The following is a 20,044-nucleotide window of genomic DNA, read 5'->3' as shown; positions in this document are numbered from 1 at the left end:
TCCAAGTGACGATACAGGTAATTACACGCAATGGGCAAAAAGCTGCACATTAAAACTTGGGGCTGCCAGATGAACGAATACGATTCATCAAAAATGGCTGACCTGCTAGATGCCACTCATGGCTTTACTCTGACTGAAGAAGCTGCAGAGGCAGATGTTATTCTGCTAAATACCTGCTCTATTCGCGAAAAAGCGCAAGAGAAAGTATTTCACCAACTAGGTCGTTGGCGTCTGCTAAAGGAAAAAAATCCAAGCTTAATTATCGGTGTTGGTGGCTGTGTCGCCTCGCAAGAAGGCGCGGCTATTCGTGAACGTGCGCCCTATGTCGATATCGTCTTTGGCCCACAAACTTTGCACCGCTTACCCGAGATGATCAACTCAGTACGCGGCTCAAAATCGCCAGTAGTTGACGTGTCTTTTCCAGAAATTGAAAAGTTCGACCGTATGCCAGAACCTAGAGCCGATGGCCCTACCGCCTTTGTTTCCATTATGGAAGGCTGTTCTAAATACTGTACCTTTTGCGTAGTGCCGTATACACGTGGCGAAGAAGTTAGCCGACCATTAGACGACGTATTATTTGAAATCGCCCAATTAGCCGAGCAAGGCGTGCGGGAAGTAAACCTATTAGGCCAAAACGTAAATGCGTTTCGTGGCGAAAAACATGACGGCACTATCTGCCATTTCTCTGAGCTATTACGTTTAGTGGCGGCTATTGATGGTATTGACCGCGTTCGCTACACCACGTCACACCCAGTAGAATTTACCGATGACATTATTGAAGTGTACCGCGATGTGCCTGAATTAGTTGACCACTTACATTTACCGGTACAATCGGGTTCAGACCGTATTTTAAACCTAATGAAGCGTGGCCACACCGCATTAGAATACAAATCGCAAATTCGTAAATTAAAACGTGTTCGGCCAAACTTAAGCATGTCGTCAGACTTTATTATTGGTTTTCCTGGTGAGGATGATGCCGATTTTCAAGCGACGATGGATTTGATCCAAGCTATCGATTTTGATATGAGCTTTAGCTTTATTTACAGTGCTCGCCCAGGTACACCGGCTGCCGATTTACCTGACGATGTAAGCGAAGATGCAAAAAAGCAACGGCTATACATTCTGCAAGACCGTATAAACCAGCAAGCACTGCGTATTGCTCGCGGTATGCTGGGCACAGAACAACGCATCTTGGTTGAGGGCCCATCCAAGAAAAACATTATGGAATTAACCGGCCGCACCGAAAACAATCGCGTGGTTAATTTTGAAGGCTCGCCCGAGATGATTGGCCAATTTGTTGACGTGAAAATTACCGATGTATTTAGTAATTCTTTACGTGGCGATTTGCTGCGTACCGAACAAGATATGGGCCTGCGCCGAGAAATTAGCCCACAGCAAATTTTAGCCAGACAAAAAACCGAACCGGTAGCTAATGCTATTGGCGTCGCTACCTTTACACCATAACTTCTGGGGGCTTTAATGCCCCCTTTTTGCACTGAGGCAAGCATTTGACTACAACCTTACATACCGCAGATTTAACGCTTGAGAACGCCGACAGCAGACGTTTAACCCTATTATGTGGCCCGTTTAACGACAATATAAGTCATATTGAACGACGGTTATTGGTAGACATTAGTCATCGCGATGACCAGCTGAAAATCTCAGGGCCTGCGGATAACGTCGCCGCAGCGCTAGATGTATTGCAACAGTTATATGCAGCTACAGCAGCGCCCAATGCTGAGCTAACACCAGAGCAAGTGCATTTATTAATTAGTCAGAACTACGATATTCAATACGAGCAGCAAGATGGCGAACATGCTGACTTTAGCCTTAAAACTAAAAAAGGTCTGATCAAGCCGCGTAACCCAAACCAAGCCGCTTACGTAAGTAACGTGCTGCGTCACGATGTCTGCTTTGGTGTTGGCCCTGCCGGCACAGGCAAAACTTACTTGGCGGTAGCCTGTGCGGTAGATGCGTTAGAGCGTAATTTTGTGCGACGAATTATTTTAACTCGCCCAGCAGTAGAAGCTGGCGAAAAGTTGGGTTTTTTACCCGGTGACTTAGCACAAAAGGTTGACCCATATTTAAGGCCACTATACGACGCATTATTTGAAATGCTCGGCTTTGAAAAAGTAGAAAAGTATCTTGAACGCGGCGTAATTGAAATTGCGCCATTGGCGTACATGCGCGGTCGTACCTTAAATGATGCCTTTATAATTCTGGACGAAAGCCAAAATACGACGGTAGAACAGATGAAAATGTTTTTAACCCGTATTGGCTTTAGTTCTAAAGCAGTTATTACTGGCGATATTACTCAGGTTGACCTACCACGGGGCCAATATTCTGGGTTAAAACACGCTATTGATGTGCTTAGTGATGTTGAAGAAATTAGTTTTAATCACTTTAATGCCAAGGACGTGGTGCGCCACCCAATAGTGCAACGTATTGTTATGGCTTATGAAGCCCACGAAGCAGCCAAACTTGCCGCTACTGTTGCAATTAAAGGTGAATAATGGCCATTATTCTTGATTTACAATTGGCTAGCACAGCAGACAATCTGCCGTTAGAGACAGAGATCCAGCAATGGTTAGAAGCTGCTATATTGCCGTTTCAAGCAGAGGCTGAAGTTACCGTACGTATTGTCGATAACAATGAAAGCCAACAGCTTAACTTAGCTTATCGCGGTAAAGACAAACCCACTAATGTGTTAAGCTTTCCGTTTCAATGCCCACCAGGTATTGAATTGTCATTATTGGGCGATTTAGTTATTTGTGCCCCCGTAGTAGTGACCGAAGCGAAAGAACAAAGCAAAAGGCTAACTGCCCACTGGGCACATATGGTCGTACACGGAAGCTTGCATTTATTAGGTTTTGACCATATAAATGACGATGATGCTGAACAAATGGAAACTGAAGAAGTAACCATATTGCAGCAACTTGGCTTTACTAACCCCTATTTGTTGGATGACGAATAGGTTTTTTTATTTTTTGGAGTAATAGTTCACCCATGAGTGACGATAACCCCCACTCTAGTCGTGGTTCTGCCGGTAAGTCCTGGTTAGAGCGTATCGCCAGTATCTTTAATGCAGAGCCACAAGATATTTCAGATTTACAAGAAATTATAAACGAGGCTGAACTACGTAGCCTGATCGATGCCGATACAAAAAGTATGTTAAAAGGCGTGCTAGAGGTATCGAGTATGCGGGCACGCGATATTATGGTGCCCCGCTCACAAATGGCAACCATCGACATAGATGATTCCGTTGCCGATATGCTGCCCATTTTGATGGAAAATAACCACAGTCGCTATCCCGTGGTGAATGAAGATAAAGACCATATCGAAGGTATACTGCTGGTAAAAGATTTACTGCAACATGCGCTTATGCCAAACGCGGCCGATTTGCATCTGCGTGATGTGCTGCGCCCAGCGGTAATTATTCCTGAAAGCAAACGAGTAGATGCGCTATTAAAAGAGTTTCGGCAAAAACGCTACCACATGGCCATCGTCGTTGACGAATATGGTGGTGTGTCGGGTTTAGTAACCATTGAGGATATTCTCGAACAAATTGTTGGCGAAATTGAAGACGAACACGACGACGACGAAGAAGACGACATTAAAAAAATGGCCTCTCGCGTATTCCAAGTTAGCGCGCTTACGCCTCTAGACGAGTTTAACGAATCATTTAATACCAAGTTTGACGAAGAGGACGCGGATACCATTGGCGGTATTGTATTGCATGCCTTTGGCCATATGCCGACTAAAGGTGAGAGCATTGAACTACAAGGCTTAACCTTTAAAGTGAATAAAGCTAACAGCCGGCGCTTAGTGCAACTGCAAGTCATCCGCGCTAAAGATCCTGCCATGGCTGAAGAAAGCTAACACTCTTGGCCAACATTAATACTCGATTTAAACTCATGCTGCCTTACCTGCTACTGATACTAGCAGGTGGCGCAACTACGCTAGCATTTGCACCATTTACGCTATGGTGGCTGCCAGTGTTAACGCTGGCACTATTAGTATTTTATTTACAACACGCCACTAATGCAAAGCAAGCTTGGCTGCGGGGTTTTAGTTTTGGTTTAGGCTGGTTTGGCGTTGGTGTTAGCTGGGTGCATGTTAGTATTGACCAGTTTGGCGGCCTACCGCTAATAGGCAGTTTAGCGCTTATGGCGTTGCTGGTTGGTTACCTTGCGTTATTTCCGGCATTGGCCAGCTGGCTTAGTTATAAACTGCGTTCCATTACTTTTACCCCCTTACTGTTTGCCGTGTGCTGGGCACTAGCCGAATGGCTGCGTAGTGTATTACTTACCGGGTTTCCATGGTTGTCCATGGGTTATAGCCAAACGTCAGCCGGCTTAAAAGATTTAGCACCATTAATTGGCGAAACCGGCATTAGCTTTGTGTTAGCGTTTGCCGCGGCTGCCCTTGCACAATTGCTGCAACCGCAGCGTGCTATTAGCCGTTATAGCTATGTTATTATTGCGGGTATTGTTTTTGCGTTGAGCCCATCACTTAAGCCCTTTAGCGGCTGGCAATACAGCGACAAAACGCTATCTGTTCTGCTGGTACAAGGCAACGTTAAACAGGAGCTACGTTGGGCGCCAGAGCAAGAGTGGCCGACCATGCTCAAATACCTTGATTTAACTCGACCACATTTTAAAACCGACTTAGTGATCTGGCCAGAAGCGGCTATTCCTCAATTAGAACCGCAAGCAGAAACCTATCTCAACAATTTAAATCGTGCTGCACTTTATGCCAACACAGCAGTAATAACTGGCATTTTAGATTACAACTTTAAAACCCAGCAGGCGTGGAATAACCTTATTGTGTTAGGTAAGCGCGATTCAGACTCCAGTGATGGCGATTATTTTTATGGCCATGGTAATCGTTATAGCAAACACCATTTACTGCCTATTGGCGAGTTTGTACCCTTTGAAAACTGGCTACGTAAGTTAGCCCCCATTTTTGACTTACCCATGAGTTCATTTACTCGAGGTAGTTATGTGCAACCCAACTTAGTCGCAAATGGCTACCACCTATTACCGGCAATTTGCTTTGAAATTGCCTTTCCAGAGCAAATTGCTGCCAATATGACTGATGATACGCAATTGCTACTAACGGTAAGTAATGATGGCTGGTTTGGTGACAGTATTGGCCCGCATCAACATTTACAAATTGCGCAAATGCGAGCATTAGAATTTGGCCGACCGTTGCTTCGGGCGACAAACAATGGCGTTACCGCGACTGTAGATGCTGGCGGCAATATCAGTGCACAAGCGCCGCAGTTTAGTGAAGCTGCACTGACAGATCAGTTACGCTTAACCCAAGGCATTACACCTTACACACACTATGGTGATACGCCTTTACGGATACTGTGCTTAGTACTGTTAATGCTATTTGCGTTAGGCCATTGGCGCCGCAACAAGCGCAGTATTTAAACCTAGGGTTATGGCATGTTTCACTTGAGAACCCCGCTCAGTGCGGTAGACTAAACACACGCTTTGCTTTGTTGGCATTTGTTATGACCTTGCTGCACAACATCAACCGCGCTTTGCAGCGCCGCCGCAACAGCACTTGGCACGCCATGGGTTATGATACCAGTGTGCGCCTAACAACAGCCGCAGATGCGGATGCGGTAGCTCTGCTTACACAAACGGTGTTTCATAATAATACTAACGTTAACGTAATTAACTCACTGCGCCAGGCCTGTAACAACTGTATATCTCTAGTAGCCGAGCAGCACGGAAAAATTGTTGGCCATATTTTATTTGCCCCAGCAACACTAGAGCAATCCGGCAATACCCCGCTAATGGCACTAGCCACTATGGCAGTGAGTAATGTGTTACAGCATCATGGCATTGGTTCGGCTCTGGTGCGCGCCGGTTTAGAACTCTGCCGCCAGCAAAGCATTACCGCAGTTGTGGTACTAGGCCCAGCGAGCTACTACTCGCGTTTTGGTTTTGTGCCTGCCGTTAATTTTAATATTCACAGCCCAGTGCAGGCGTTAGGCAACACTTTTATGCTGTTACCGCTAGTAGAGGCCGCATTACAGGGTAAAGGCGGCAAGGTATTATATCTTGACGCCTTTACTGCTTTATAACGCCATTATTCTTCTTCTGCTTCACCATTAACAATGTCTGCTATCTCAGCTAAACGCTTTAATGCACGGCCATTAACAGATTTTTTGGGATACTGACCACGGCTATTTTTTTCGCCGGCTTCAACACCCATTAACAAGGTTAGCGCTTCATCTACGTTTTTTACCACATACAAATGAAACTTCTGCTGCGCTACCGCATTAATTACTTCGTCGTTTAATACTAAATTAAGCTGGTTACTCGCGGGAATAATAACGCCTTGTTCACCGGTTAAACCTCGGCTTTGGCATAGACGAAAATAACCTTCTATTTTTTCATTTACACCGCCTATAGATTGCACTTGGCCATGTTGGTTAATTGAACCGGTAACGGCCAAACTTTGCTTAATTGGCAAATCTGTTATTGCAGACAACAACGCGCACACTTCAGCCAACGCGGCGCTATCACCGTCAATATGACCATAGCTTTGTTCCAGCGCAATGTTTGCCGATAACGTAAGCGGAAATTCCCGCGCATATTTGGCGCCTAAATAGCCCGTTAATAATAATACGCCTTTAGAGTGAATCGCCTTACCTAGCTCGACTTCACGCTCTATATCTATCACGCCGCTAGAGCCAGCAAACACAGTGGCACTAATTCGCGCCGGTGTGCCAAATGCAGTATCGCCAATTTCAAGTACCGTCAAACCATTAACCTTACCCACAGCTAAACCGTCGGTGTCAATTAATATTTGGCCTTCTTGAATATCCTCTAAAAAGCTCTCACTAATACGGCCGGTACGATACTGTTTACCTTTTAATGCTTGCAGAATATGGGCTTCAGTTAAACTGCTGCACTGTTGCTGCACTGCGTAATAGCAAGCCTCACGCACTAGCTCTAATACATCGGCAAATCGGGCTGACAATTTACGCTGATGCTCTGCTTGGCGAAAACTAAAGTTGAGCAATTGCGTTAAACCACCGGCGCTAAGCTCTTCAATATCCAGTGCCCGCATTTGCTCACGAATTTGCATGGTCATGTAGCTAACAGTTTGCTCGGTATAAGGCAAATAATGCTCAAAGTCTGCCAATACGCGAAATAGCTCATTAAACTCATCATCGACGTCTTGGATCAAGTAGTACAGATCGCGCGACCCTAGCAATACCACCTTAACGTTTAACGGTATGGCTTTGGGCGTAATAATAGTTGAGTTAGTTACCGCATGATCCGACAGAGTATCAATCAATAACTCACCAGATTTTAGCGCTAACTTTAACGCATCCCACAGCGCGGGTTGTGGCAGTAAACGGTCTGCATCAAGAATTAAGTAACCACCATTAGCACGGTGCAACGCACCTGGCCGGATCATTCGATAGTTAGTATATTGGTTGCCACTGGCCGAATTATATTCAACACGACCAAATAAATTGCCATAACTGGGGTTGGGTTCAAAAATAATTGGCGCGCCAGACATGGTTTCAAAATGTACCAGCACGTTGGGTACAAATTCTTCAATAAAAATCTCACGATTGTCTGACTCTTCGAGCTTTTCGCTTTCAGAATCATCTGGCATCAGCTCTAGTACGGCTTTTACCAGATGACTACGCATTTCACGAATATAACGTTGCACACCAAGAGTAGAAACATAATCATGCTCTAATTGTTTTAGCAGCGGTTTAATTGCTTGTTCTATCGTATCTTTTCTTAAAGTACGTAGGTTTTCTGACAGCTCGCGCTTCCATTGCGGCAACTCAATAAGTTGCTCGTTTAATATGGTTTCAAGCTCGCTGACTAAGCTATAGAAATACTGGCGCTGTTCTTCAGTTATCTTTGAAAACTCTTGGTCATCCAGCGGTTTACCGTCAATTATTGGCGAAAAGCTTACTGCGCCATTTTCTTCATACAGCACAACATTCTTTTCTAGTGCCTTTTTCTCTACCAGCTCAATGGCCTGTTCATATTTGTCATCAAACGAGCGAGCAATCGCCTTTTTCTTGCGCTGATAACCAGGGTTATCAAAAGCGGCAGGAAAGGTATCTAGCAACTCATCAATTAATGCTTCCATTTTTTTAACGAGAACTTTGCCCTCACCGGGGAGTAAGCGCAGCGTATTAGGTACGCGCTCGTCATCAAAATTATTTAGATAACACCATTCCTCTGGCGTTGCCTTTTCGCTAGCCGCTTGCTGCAACACGTCCTGCACCAGCGTAAAACGGCCAAGTGCTGCCTCACCCATTACATACAGGTTATAACCCGGCATATCCATGCCAATGGCAAAAGCCAGCGCCGACTTAGCGCGGTCTTGACCGATAAAAGCAGGGGTTAACTGCTTTATATCTAGTGCCTGTTGAATCAGTTTGCTATCCAGTTGCGGCCCGAGTTGCGGTACCGTCAATGCCAATGGGTGTGGGTGTTGGGTCATGTATTACCTTAGCTAAACCAGCATTTATGGCGGCTATACTAGCAAAAAGTCGTGCTGCTGTGCTGGTCATTTTTTAGTTTAATTAAAGAATCTGCTTATCTGGTCGATACGCTGCTTAACAGAGCAAAGAGAATACGGAGCCAGCCATGAATGAGACTTACCGTTTAGAGAAAATTCGCAACCTAGGTGTGCGTTTACAAGAACTAGAATTGGTATCTATCGCACCGGGTAAATCTTATGCGAGCACAGCGTTAAACTTCTTATTTGCTGATCATGAACTAGAGCGCCCTTGTGGTTTACCATTAGAGCATTCGTTAAAAACATTAGGCCAAGCCATTATGGCTAAACGTAAAGTTCGTTTCAGTAGCCTAGATGCTGATGCCGTTATCGACTTTTTCTGTCGTTTATATCGTGTTCATTAATTTATCATCAAGAAGGATAAATTAATGAACCGCTGAAATATTTCTTTTCATCCTCCGTTCTTATAGCTCAATTAAACGCGTATATAAGTTTAAATCATGGGCAATGTTCATTTTTTGCCAGCACGGCAAAATAACGTTAGGCTAGCAGCTAACTCAGCGGCAAATGACGCTTTATCTATGAGTGAGCAACTTATTAAATCAAGCCAAAGCAACACTCCTATTGCCAGTAGCGCCGCCGTATTTCAATTAACGGATAATAAGCAGCAGCGCTATGAGCTATTGGTGCAACATTACCATGCAGACATTTTTCGTTATGGCTTTTGGCTAACGAAAGATCGCGAAGTTGCGCAAGATCTTACACAAGAAACCTTCTTACGCGCATGGAAAAACCTCGATAGCCTATTAGACGTCAATGCGGCAAAAGCCTGGTTAATTACTATATTACGCCGTGAAAATGCGCGCCGCTTTGAGCGCAAACAATTTGCTTATGATGATGCCACTGAGCAAGACAGTTTAGCTGACACCGAACAGCTAAGTGCAGAGCAAAATTACGACAACTTAATATTACGCCGTCATATTGCTGCGTTAGCAGAGGAATATAGAGAACCCTTAGTACTGCAAGCGCTTGGCGGTTTTAGCAGTGACGAAATTGCTCAGTTATTGCAGCTAAATGTTAATACCGTTAACACCCGCTTGTTTCGCGCCCGTAACATGCTGCGTGATAACCTTAATGCACAACGGGAGCCTAGTCATGGATAATTTAACCTTACAACAAATATTATTAGTGAACCCGTTTAGTACTGAGCCCAAGGTACTAGCAGCAATAGCTCAAGATCCCGATTTAGCGCAGTTTGCATTTGAATTACAACAGCAACATTTGGCTTTAGATGATGCATTACAGGTGCCAATTCCGCCTATGCTTAGCGAACGTTTACTGCAAATACCGATAGCAAATAACGCACAACTGGCAAAGGCGTCAACTAAAATTCAACGCAGCTGGTTTGTACCACTAACCATGGCAGCCAGTATCGCGCTATTTGCTACGCTTGGCATTCAGCTTTATAACAACAGTACAATAAGCAATATTGGCGAGCATGCGCTGGCGCATGTACACAAAGAAGAAGCGAAATTATTACAACAGGCGAGTACACAATCACTAGCTGACGTAAATTTAAAACTTGCTAGCTTTGATGCGCACTTAGACAATTGGCAAGATGACATTATATACGCGCGTTACTGCACCTTCGAAGGTATACGTTCACTGCATCTCGCCGTAAAAACCGCGACGGGTTACGCCACCATTTTTGTCGTCCCTCAACAGGCAGAACTTGATTTTGTTGCCCAATTTTCAGATCAACAGTATTTAGGGTTGGCCATGGCAATGCCTAAAGCAAATATCGTGATAGTAAGTAGTAATATTGATGATTTACAGCAATTACCGAAAAAACTGAACGAAAAGCTTATTTTTTCTGCTTAAGTTTAATAATTTTTCTACATCAGCGATGGCTATCATCGCTGCCAAGATTATTAATCTTGCTCTTACCAAGTAGTTTTAACAGCAGATTTCGGCATCCGCGCAACATTGGGTAAAGGTACTTTGCCCTAGTTGGCGATTTAAATAGCCAATAATTTAAACGATTAAACCAACCAGATTGACTGCTAATAAGCGCAAGCATATGCATCGCATCGGCGCCGCTGTACCAGCTATCGCCGATTTTAAGCACCATAGCCTGATCAATATTAAAGCCTTTCGCAGTCACTTGCGCCAAAATATCGCTATTCTCGCGCGCATTTATCAGCGTTAGCTCACCCACACTCTGCCGAATACGCACGACTTGACTAAACGCATTGCACACTGGGCAGTCTTTATCATAAATAAGTAATATTTCGACGGGTGTTGGCACATTTAGCTCCAGTTATATTGTTTATTACACCAAGGCTTTTACGTTGTAATAACCTCGGTGTTCAACATTAACCAGTATAGCTAAGCTAACTTAGGTGCATCAAAATTTACCGGCTCGTCGCTGTAAATACAAACATTCCAGTCTGCCGCTAAACCGGTTTCTGCAGTGCAGTAGGTAGCAAAAAACTCGGTAATTTCTTTACGCTGACAGTGAGCTTCAAAGCTAGCGATATCGGCCCAAATTTCGTTAAACGCGATAGGGAAACTTTTACCCTCAGCAAACGGGCTACTGATTTGCCGTGTTACAACATACTGCAAACAACCGTCTTCGCGCGTAGTATTTGGTTCTAAGCCTTGTAATACGTTAAATAGCTCATCAGCCTTACCTTCTTTAGGTAAAAACTGCGCAATACAATAAACTTTTTTCGACATACCTTGTCCTCATTTTGCCCTAATGCACTACAATTAGCAGTACTTTAGGGCTGATACTCGTTGCCTAAGGGCGACCAAATATTTCAAATAAGTCGGCGTTTAAATATAAATGGGTTGCCACACTTGCGGCGTAGCCAAGTAATATTACCGGCGCCCACTTTAAATGGCCAACAAAGGTATAATATCCACGGGCTTGGCCCATTAACGCCACGCCTGCAGCAGAGCCAATAGACAGTAAGCTACCACCAACACCTGCCGTTAAAGTAATAAGTAACCATTGGCCGTGTGACATATCAGGCTGCATGGTTAACACTGCAAACATAACAGGAATGTTATCAACCACTGACGACATTAAACCTAAAATAACGTTGGCTGTTGTTGGGTTACCACCACCGTATAAGCTAACCGACAACATTTCTAAATAACCTATGTAACCTAAACCGCCAACACACATTACTACGCCATAGAAAAACAGTAAGGTATCCCACTCGGCGCGCGCAATACGGTTAAACACATCAAAAGGTACAACTTGACCTAATGAACGAATACGCTCCATATCACCGTTACGTTCAGCCATGGCCTTTTTACGCGCCAGTGAACCTGGCAAGGTTTTACGTAAGAAGAAGCCAAAGAACTGTAGCAAGCCTAAACCTGTCATCATGCCTAGTACCGGCGGTAAATCTAACCAAGAATGGTAAAGCACAGCAATGGCAATAGTAATTAGGAATAAAGTCAAAATACGCAGCGCGCCGCGCTTTAACTCTACTTCTTCTTGTAATGCAGCAGGATAACGCCTTTCAACGAAGAAACTCATAATAATTGCCGGCACGATATAGTTAACTACTGCCGGTATAAACAACGTAAAGAATTCGTTAAAAGTAACGATACCCGCTTGCCACACCATTAGGGTGGTTATGTCACCAAAAGGAATAAAGGCACCACCGGCATTGGCGGCAATGACAATATTGACACAGGTAAGGTTAATAAAGCGTTTATCGCCTTCTGCTACTTTCATTACCACAGCACACATCAGCATTGCGGTGGTCATGTTGTTAGCAAAAGAGGAAATAACAAAGGCGAGCACACCGCTTATCCAGAATAATGTACGGTAGCTAAAACCGCGACGGATCATCCAAGCACGTAATGCATCAAATAAACGGCGCTCTTCCAGCGCATTGATATAGGTCATAGCGACTAACAAAAATAGCATCAGCTCAGAAAACTCAAGCAAGGCATGGCGAAACGCGTCCGATGTCACACCTGGGATGCCTTCCTGCATATATTTCCAGGCAATAAGTGCCCAGATAATACCTGCGGCTACCAGTACAGGTTTTGATTTACGCAAATGAATTTTTTCTTCAGCCATTACCAGCAGGTATGCAAGGCCAAATAACACCAGCGAAATAATGCCGATGGGAGCTAAAGTCAGATTTAATTCGCCGGTAGTGGCAAAAACAGCAGGAGAGAATAACGCGCATATCAACAGGTACAGCACAGACTGCTTCACAATTTTGTCCTCAGTTCTGGAAGAATGGCGCCCAGTGGATACCGGGCGGCGCATTATAAAGCAATTTGCATAAAAAAATTACTCAACCCGCACTAAAAACTGAAAAACTGGTACTATTTATCCAAAAGTGCACCAAAATACTGGCGACATAGCCTAAAAAGATTACTGGGGCCCATTTTAGATGGCCAATAAAGGTGTACGCGCCGCGGGCTGACCCCATAAGTGCGACACCAGCGGCAGAACCAATAGAAAGTAAGCTACCGCCCACCCCCGCCGTTAAGGTAATCAATAACCAATGACCGTGCGACATTTCGGGCTGCATAGTAAGTACGGCAAACATCACGGGAATATTGTCGACTACTGCAGATATTAAGCCCAGCACCACGTTGGCTGATGTTGCATCCCACTGCGTGTATAACACATCAGATAACATGGCTAAGTAGCCAATAAAGCCCAGCCCACCAACACACATTACTACGCCATAGAAAAACAATAAGGTATCCCATTCTGCGCGAGCTACCCGACTAAACACATCAAAGGGCACCACCTGACCTAACGAGCGAATGCGCTCTTCGTCACCAGCGCGCTCAGCCAGTGCCTTCTTGCGCGCCAATGAACCAGGTAAAGACACCCGTAAAAAATAACCAAAAAACTGTAAATAGCCCAAACCAGTCATCATCCCTAGCACTGGCGGCAAGTGCAATACGGCATGACAAGTTACCGCGGTGGCAATAGTTAATAGAAACAGAACTAAGATTCTCAGCGCACCACGTTTAAGCTCAACATCTTCTAATACCGCACTAGGTTTTCGATTTTCAACAAACCAACTCATTACCAGTGCCGGCACTAAAAAGTTAACTAATGACGGGATAAATAGCGCAAAAAACTCAGCAAAGTGTAAGAAGCCAGCCTGCCAAACCATTAATGAGGTAATATCACCAAACGGGCTAAACGCACCACCGGCATTGGCGGCGACAACAATATTGATACAACACAAGTTAATAAATTTCTTATCGCCCTCTGCAACCTTCATTACCACCGCGCACATGAGTAATGCTGTCGTTAAGTTATCGGCGACCGGTGAAATAAAGAAGGCCAAACAGCCAGTTAACCAAAACAACTGACGGTAAGTAAACCCTTTTCGTACCATCCAACTGCGTAATGCATCGAATAATCGACGTTCTTCTAATGCGTTGATGTAGGTCATGGCTACCAACAAAAACAGCATTAACTCAGAAAACTCTAGTAACGTGTGACGAAATGCGGCTTCTGATTGCGCAGGCATGCCCGCTTGCACATATTGCCAACCGATAAGTACCCAAATAATGCCGGCCGCTACTAATACCGGCTTCGATTTACGCAGATGAATTTTTTCTTCTACCATGACCAATGCATAAGCTAAAACAAAGATCGCAATAGCAGCATAACCGGTAAAGCTATGAGCTAAATCGACGCCTCCTGTTGCAGCAAATACCGGTGGCACAAAAAAACATATCAGTAACGCTAGCCAAAATAGGCTTTTTTGCTGCTTTATCATGGTAACGATGTCCAAGTTGAGTTGCGGGAACAAAAAACGATTTTTAACCGTTTTTTTGGTTTAGCGTAAAATTAATAGAGCACATTTAACATTGCAGATCATTGCTGTTGTCGTACTACCTAAAATAAATTGGCGAATACGCGAATGGCCATAAGCCCCCATTACCATTAAATCTATTAGGTGGTCTTGCTGATATTGTTGCAATACTGTTTGTGACTCACCTTCAACTATCGCGGTTTTCAGATCAAAACCCGCCGTTTTTAATAGTTCTGCGGCACTACTTAACTGCATTCTTGTCGCATCATCTTCAGCGCCAGCAATAACTAAATGTATTGGTAAACCATGCACTAACGGACTTGCTGCTAGCATCTCAAGACTTTTTAATGCCGTTGCGCTGCCGTCATATGCGAACATAATACGTTTTGGCTCAGCGTAAGCTTGTTGTGTTAACAAAATCGGTTTTTGTACGTTTCTGATCAGCCGCTCAACATGCTGGCCCATCTGGCCATGCGCATCGGTGCTACTTACTCCGCGCTTACCGATAACAATTAAACGCGTTTGTTCCTCTAGCTCAGTGAGTGTTTCTAATAGAGAGCCATGGCGCAAATGCTCTGCTACTGCACTAACACCAGCATGCTCAACTCGCAACTTGGCAGTATCAAGCAACTGTCGGCCTTGCTCTAACGCCAGCTTGCCGTGCTTTTCATCAAGCTCAGCCAACTGCTGTAATAAGAGTTCTTGTGAGCCCAAACCAATGCTGCCACTTAAGTCGGGGGTTTGGGTATGTTGAGCTTTATCTAATGCATGCACCAACAATACCGCAACATCAAGTTTTGCTGCCGCCCATATCGCGTAGTCTGATACCACGTCGGCGTAGGGTGATGCATCAATACAGGCCAGCACTTTTCTCTTCATTATTCTTATCCTTGGCTAGGTACGCGTATTAGTAGTTAGTGTTCACTTAGCTTATCTATTGCTGTTGGCTGATTATGCAGCGCAAATTTATCAACCAAGGTCGCACTGGCATCATTCAAACCAATTAGCGTTACTGTTGTGCCTTCGCGACGAAACTTTAGCACTACCTTATCTAACGAGCTGATGGCGGTTAAATCCCAAAAGTGCGCACGGCTAACGTCAATCTGTACCTGCTCTATCGCTTCTTTAAAATCAAAGCCCGCAACAAACTGTTCCGCTGAAGTAAAAAATACTTGCCCTATTACCTGATACTGGCGCTGTTGGCCGTGCTCTGTCAACGTAGAGCTAATATATAAAATCTTACCCACTTTATTAGCAAAAAATAACGCACTAAATAGCACACCAACCAACACACCATAAGCTAAGTTATGTGTAAACACTGTCACTAGAACGGTCGCAATCATCACCACGCTTGAGCTTTTTGGGTTACTCGCTAACCCCTTAATAGAACTCCAGTTAAACGTACCAATTGAGACCATAACCATAATGGCTACCAGCGCAGCCATGGGAATAAGCCCAACCCACTGGTCTAAAAACACAATAAAAATTAGCAAAAACACGCCAGCTAATAACGTAGATAACCGAGTTCGGCCGCCCGATTTAACGTTAATCACCGATTGGCCAATCATCGCACACCCCGCCATACCGCCCATTAAACCTGAACCAATATTAGCAATACCTTGGCCTACACATTCACGATTTTTGTTACTGTTCGTATCCGTTAAGTCATCCACAATAGTCGCTGTCATTAATGACTCTAAAATGCCAACCACAGCAAGGGCTAAAGCATACGGAAAAATAATGCTAAGGGTATCCAACGTAAGTGGTACTTCAGGCCAGAGAAATATGGGTAAGCTATCGGGCAACTCGCCCATGTCGGCTACCGTACGAATATCCATACCAAAATACAGTGCCAGCGCAGTAAGCACTAAAATACAAATTAATGGTGACGGAATCGCCTTAGTGATATACGGAAATAAATAGATAATAGCCAAACCTAGTGCGGTCATACCGTAAACTAAGGTAGTGCCGTGCTGGCCGCTAAGCTCAGGTAACTGCGCCAAAAAAATAAGAATAGCTAGCGCGTTAACAAAACCTGTAACCACTGAACGCGAAACAAAACGCATTAAATCGCCCAGTTTAAATACGCCAAACACAATTTGAATAACCCCAGTTAACAACGTAGCGGCCAGTAAGTACTGTAAGCCATGCTCACGCACCAAGGTCACCATGACTAATGCCATTGCACCAGTAGCAGCTGAAATCATTGCTGGGCGACCGCCAGCAAAAGCCGTAATTACCGCAATACAAAATGAGGCATATAAGCCCACTTTAGGGTCAACACCGGCAATTATTGAAAATGCGATAGCTTCAGGAATAAGTGCTAGGGCAACGACTAAAGCAGAAAGCACGTCACCGCGCAGGTTTGAAAACCAGTGTTGTTTTAAATAAATAAGCATGGGTATCATTTTAACTATCGCAATGGGCTGGTACTCTAACAAAAAACCGTGCCCCTGCCCATTACAGTTCTCGCAATCGGTTACTAAGCTAATGTCGCACTACACTGGCAAGCCTTCGCGGAAAAACTGCACAGCACCACATTGGCTGCAGGCAAGCAATTCGCTTGGGTGAGTGTAATCAGCACAATTTAAACATTGACTGCAACGATAACGGCCCATGCCAACAATTTCACCTTGGTAGTACACGCCTTGATGTTTAAAGTCCTGTGCTAACTCTTGCCATTCTAGTTGGCTTTTATCAGTAATAGCGCTTAGCTCTTGCCATAAGGCTTCCGGCCATAAAGAAGGTATTGTAGTGCTATCTTGTTCTTCTTGTTGCTTATTATAGCCTTGCCATTGCCGCCTTAAGGTTTCGACAAATAACTGCGTTTCATACGCGCTGAGTTCTTTTCCGGCATGTAAATAAGCCTTTAACTGCTCAGCAAAATCAACCATATTATCAAGCTGTCGGCGCTCTGCCTGTTGCATAATCTGCGTAAACTCATGCAACCACGCGTTATACTTCTTTATAAAATCTGTCATAGCCCCTCCAATGATTTAAAACCAGTATAGACAATGCGCTGCTTGTTGTTGTCAAAACCTGGCTGCGGTATGCTATAGCTACTTTTTTGTCGCTTAAGCGGCAGCTATATTAACCCCACTTTCGGACGACCTTAATGCAAGAACAATATAACCCGCAGCAGATTGAAACCACGCTGCAGCAGCAATGGGAACAAAGCAACGCCTTTAAAGTAGTAGAAGATGAAAATAAAGAAAAATTCTACTGCCTCTCTATGTTTCCTTACCCAAGTGGCCGTCTACATATGGGCCACGTGCGTAATTACACCATAGGCGATGTGGTTAGCCGTTTTCAGCGCATGCAGGGCAAAAATGTTATGCAACCGATGGGCTGGGATGCTTTTGGTTTACCTGCTGAAAACGCGGCAATAAACAATAATACCGCGCCAGCTAAGTGGACCTACGAAAACATTGATTACATGCGCACTCAATTAAAACGCTTAGGCTTTGGTTACGATTGGAGCCGAGAGCTAGCCACCTGTAAACCCGAGTATTACAAATGGGAACAGTGGTTTTTTACCAAGTTGTACGAAAAAGGTTTGGTTTATAAGAAAATGGCTACCGTCAATTGGGATCCAGTTGACCAATGTGTATTAGCAAATGAGCAGGTTATTGATGGTCGGGGTTGGCGTTCAGGTGCTTTAGTTGAGCAACGTGAGTTAGCACAGTGGTTTATTAAAATAACGGCGTACGCTGAAGAGCTATTGCAAGACTTAGATCAACTAGATGGTTGGCCTGAACAAGTTAAAACCATGCAAAAAAACTGGATTGGTCGCTCCGAAGGTGTCGAAATTTGTTTTGACATTAAAGATGATAATAGCCAATTAAGCGTATACACCACTCGCCCAGACACGCTGTATGGGGTTACCTATGTTGCCGTGGCAACCCAGCACCCGCTCGCGCAAAAAGCCGCACAACACAACGCGCAATTAGCCGCTTTTATTGAAGACTGCAAAGGCAGCAAAATGGCTGAAGCCGAATTGGCGACCATGGAGAAAAAAGGCTGCGCTACAGGCATATATGCCATACATCCACTAACCGGCGAACCCGTGCCGGTATGGGTAGCTAATTTTGTTTTAATGGATTACGGCTCGGGCGCCGTTATGTCGGTTCCCGCACACGATCAACGCGACTATGAATTTGCCAAAAAATATAACCTACCGATTAAACAGGTTATTACCCCGGCGGCTAACAGCGCACAAACCTGCGATCTAAACGAAGCCGCTTACACAGAAAAAGGTGTACTTATTAACTCGGCCGAGTTTGACGGTTTAGCGTTTGAGCAAGCATTTTCAGCAATTGCCGACAAGCTTGCAAGCATTGGTCGTGGCGAAGTAAAAGTAAACTATCGCCTACGCGATTGGGGCGTGTCACGCCAGCGCTATTGGGGTACACCAATTCCAATACTTAATCTTGCAGATGGCTCGCAAGTGCCGGTACCAGAAGACCAACTACCAGTACGTTTGCCTGAAGATGTAGTTATGGATGGTGTAACATCACCCATTAAAGCCGACCCAGAATGGGCAAAAACCACCTATAATGGCGAAGAAGCGTTTCATGAAACCGATACCTTCGATACCTTTATGGAATCTAGCTGGTATTACGCGCGTTACTGCAGTCCTGATCACGACAAAGCCATGCTTGACCCAGCTAAGGCCAATTACTGGCTCCCAGTCGATCAGTATATAGGTGGTATTGAACACGCCATTTTACATTTATTGTATAGCCGATTCTTCCATAAATTACTGCGTGATGTGGGTTTAGTACAATCTGATGAGCCGTTTAAACGCTTGTTATGCCAAGGTATGGTATTAGCAGAAACCTTTTATCGTGAGGCCGACAACGGTGGCAAACAGTGGTTTTCACCACAAGATGTTAACGTAAGCCGCGATGAAAAAGGCCGTATTTTAACTGCGGTATTAAACACAGATGGCAAGCCAGTTGTAGCATCAGGCATGAGTAAGATGTCGAAATCAAAAAACAACGGCATCGATCCACAAAAAGTTATTGACCTATACGGCGCAGACACCGTGCGCTTATTTATGATGTTTACCGCACCACCAGAGCAAACTCTAGAATGGTCAGACTCTGCTGTTGAAGGCGCACATCGTTTTATTAAACGTATTTATGCACTGGTTAGTGACTTTATTGCTAGTGGCACCGTAGGTGACTTAAACCTGAGTGCACTAAATAACGAGCAAAAAACCTTGCGTCGTGAGCTACATAAAACCATCGCTAAAGTATCTGACGATATTGGCCGGCGTTATACCTTTAATACCGCCATTGCCGCAGTGATGGAACTAAGCAATAAATTGCAAAAAGCCAGTTTAACCACAGAGCTAGACCGCGCAGTAATGCAAGAAGCAGTATTAGCTCTATTGCAAATGCTTAACCCTATTACCCCGCACGTTGCGCAGTATTTATGGGCGCAACTAGGTCAAAACACCGATATAGAACACACGCCATGGCCACAAGCCGATCACGCTGCAATGGTAGAAGATGAAAAACTGGTGGTAGTTCAGGTTAATGGCAAGGTACGCGGCAAGGTAACGGTAGCGGCTAATGCAGACCAAGATACGGTATTAACAGCAGCTAAGGCTGACGACAATGTTGGCCGTCACCTTGAGGGCGTCAGTGTGCACAAAGTTATTTATGTCCCGGGTAAACTGCTGAACTTGGTGGTGGGCTAAT

18 protein-coding genes are annotated in these 20,044 nt (G+C 44.5%); 10 read left to right on the top strand and 8 right to left on the bottom strand.

Going from position 1 to position 20,044, the window contains the following annotated elements; all coding sequences use genetic code 11:
* The first annotated feature begins 30 nt into the window (after positions 1–30).
* From miaB to MN199_RS02220, 6 genes are all read left to right on the top strand, one after another.
* Complete coding sequence (gene miaB, locus MN199_RS02245; RefSeq protein ID WP_132581917.1) at positions 31–1,464, top strand: tRNA (N6-isopentenyl adenosine(37)-C2)-methylthiotransferase MiaB; 1,434 nt, start codon at positions 31–33, stop codon at positions 1,462–1,464.
* A gap of 44 nt (positions 1,465–1,508) precedes the next feature.
* Entirely contained in the window at positions 1,509–2,513 is a 1,005-nt protein-coding gene (locus MN199_RS02240) for a PhoH family protein (protein WP_132581915.1), read from the top strand.
* Entirely contained in the window at positions 2,513–2,974 is a 462-nt protein-coding gene (ybeY, locus tag MN199_RS02235) for an rRNA maturation RNase YbeY (protein WP_335738287.1), read from the top strand. Before MN199_RS02240 ends, ybeY begins: the two co-directional genes overlap by 1 nt.
* Positions 2,975–3,006: 32 nt before the next feature.
* Complete coding sequence (locus MN199_RS02230; RefSeq protein ID WP_335738286.1) at positions 3,007–3,879, top strand: HlyC/CorC family transporter; 873 nt, start codon at positions 3,007–3,009, stop codon at positions 3,877–3,879.
* 35 nt (positions 3,880–3,914) lie between these two features.
* Positions 3,915–5,438, top strand: a complete 1,524-nt coding sequence (gene lnt, locus MN199_RS02225) for an apolipoprotein N-acyltransferase (RefSeq protein ID WP_335738285.1) — start codon at positions 3,915–3,917, stop codon at positions 5,436–5,438.
* 83 nt (positions 5,439–5,521) lie between these two features.
* Complete coding sequence (locus tag MN199_RS02220; RefSeq protein ID WP_335738284.1) at positions 5,522–6,100, top strand: GNAT family N-acetyltransferase; 579 nt, start codon at positions 5,522–5,524, stop codon at positions 6,098–6,100.
* Between the two features lie 5 nt (positions 6,101–6,105).
* On the opposite strand, the gene MN199_RS02215 is transcribed toward MN199_RS02220, so the two are convergent.
* Positions 6,106–8,499 carry a Lon protease family protein gene (locus MN199_RS02215; RefSeq protein ID WP_132581907.1) on the bottom strand — a complete coding sequence of 798 codons (2,394 nt, stop codon included), beginning with the start codon at positions 8,497–8,499 and terminating at the stop codon, positions 6,106–6,108.
* A gap of 146 nt (positions 8,500–8,645) precedes the next feature.
* Here MN199_RS02215 and MN199_RS02210 point away from each other — a divergent pair, with 146 nt between their 5' ends.
* The 3 genes from MN199_RS02210 (at position 8,646) to MN199_RS02200 (ending at position 10,398) form a co-directional block, all read left to right on the top strand.
* Positions 8,646–8,921, top strand: a complete 276-nt coding sequence (locus tag MN199_RS02210; protein WP_132581905.1) for a hypothetical protein — start codon at positions 8,646–8,648, stop codon at positions 8,919–8,921.
* A gap of 96 nt (positions 8,922–9,017) precedes the next feature.
* A complete protein-coding gene (locus tag MN199_RS02205; protein ID WP_335738283.1) occupies positions 9,018–9,680 on the top strand; it encodes a sigma-70 family RNA polymerase sigma factor in 663 nt (220 codons plus the stop codon).
* Complete coding sequence (locus tag MN199_RS02200) at positions 9,673–10,398, top strand: DUF3379 family protein (RefSeq protein ID WP_335738282.1); 726 nt, start codon at positions 9,673–9,675, stop codon at positions 10,396–10,398. The genes MN199_RS02205 and MN199_RS02200 overlap by 8 nt, the downstream gene beginning before the upstream one ends.
* A 19-nt stretch (positions 10,399–10,417) precedes the next feature.
* Here the strand turns inward: MN199_RS02200 and MN199_RS02195 are convergent, their stop codons facing one another.
* The 7 genes from MN199_RS02195 to MN199_RS02165 all read right to left on the bottom strand — a co-directional run bounded on the left by MN199_RS02195 (position 10,418) and on the right by MN199_RS02165 (position 17,317).
* Complete coding sequence (locus MN199_RS02195; protein WP_335738281.1) at positions 10,418–10,825, bottom strand: DCC1-like thiol-disulfide oxidoreductase family protein; 408 nt, start codon at positions 10,823–10,825, stop codon at positions 10,418–10,420.
* An 80-nt stretch (positions 10,826–10,905) separates the two neighbouring features.
* The gene (locus MN199_RS02190; RefSeq protein WP_335738280.1) at positions 10,906–11,256 is read right to left on the bottom strand and encodes a putative quinol monooxygenase; all 351 of its coding nucleotides are present in this window, start codon (positions 11,254–11,256) and stop codon (positions 10,906–10,908) included.
* 64 nt (positions 11,257–11,320) lie between these two features.
* Entirely contained in the window at positions 11,321–12,763 is a 1,443-nt protein-coding gene (gene nhaD, locus MN199_RS02185) for a sodium:proton antiporter NhaD (protein ID WP_418338062.1), read from the bottom strand.
* Positions 12,764–12,845: 82 nt separating this feature from the next.
* Positions 12,846–14,300, bottom strand: a complete 1,455-nt coding sequence (nhaD, locus tag MN199_RS02180) for a sodium:proton antiporter NhaD (RefSeq protein ID WP_132581895.1) — start codon at positions 14,298–14,300, stop codon at positions 12,846–12,848.
* Positions 14,301–14,360: 60 nt separating this feature from the next.
* Positions 14,361–15,215: a universal stress protein gene (locus MN199_RS02175; RefSeq protein ID WP_335738279.1), complete on the bottom strand. Its 855-nt coding sequence runs from the start codon at positions 15,213–15,215 to the stop codon at positions 14,361–14,363.
* A 35-nt stretch (positions 15,216–15,250) separates the two neighbouring features.
* Positions 15,251–16,735 (bottom strand): SulP family inorganic anion transporter, encoded by a 1,485-nt coding sequence (locus tag MN199_RS02170; RefSeq protein ID WP_335738677.1) that lies wholly within the window; start codon positions 16,733–16,735, stop codon positions 15,251–15,253.
* A 99-nt stretch (positions 16,736–16,834) separates the two neighbouring features.
* Complete coding sequence (locus tag MN199_RS02165; protein ID WP_132581891.1) at positions 16,835–17,317, bottom strand: zinc ribbon-containing protein; 483 nt, start codon at positions 17,315–17,317, stop codon at positions 16,835–16,837.
* Between the two features lie 134 nt (positions 17,318–17,451).
* Between MN199_RS02165 and leuS the strand changes: the two genes are divergently transcribed.
* The gene (leuS, locus tag MN199_RS02160) at positions 17,452–20,043 is read left to right on the top strand and encodes a leucine--tRNA ligase (protein ID WP_335738278.1); all 2,592 of its coding nucleotides are present in this window, start codon (positions 17,452–17,454) and stop codon (positions 20,041–20,043) included.
* Position 20,044: the final 1 nt, after the last annotated feature.

Source organism: Rheinheimera metallidurans (genome assembly GCF_036983985.1).
GTDB lineage: Bacteria > Pseudomonadota > Gammaproteobacteria > Enterobacterales > Alteromonadaceae > Alishewanella > Alishewanella metallidurans.
The sequence above is the reverse complement of the archived record's forward strand: the minus strand, read 5'-3'. Positions and strand labels throughout refer to the sequence as shown.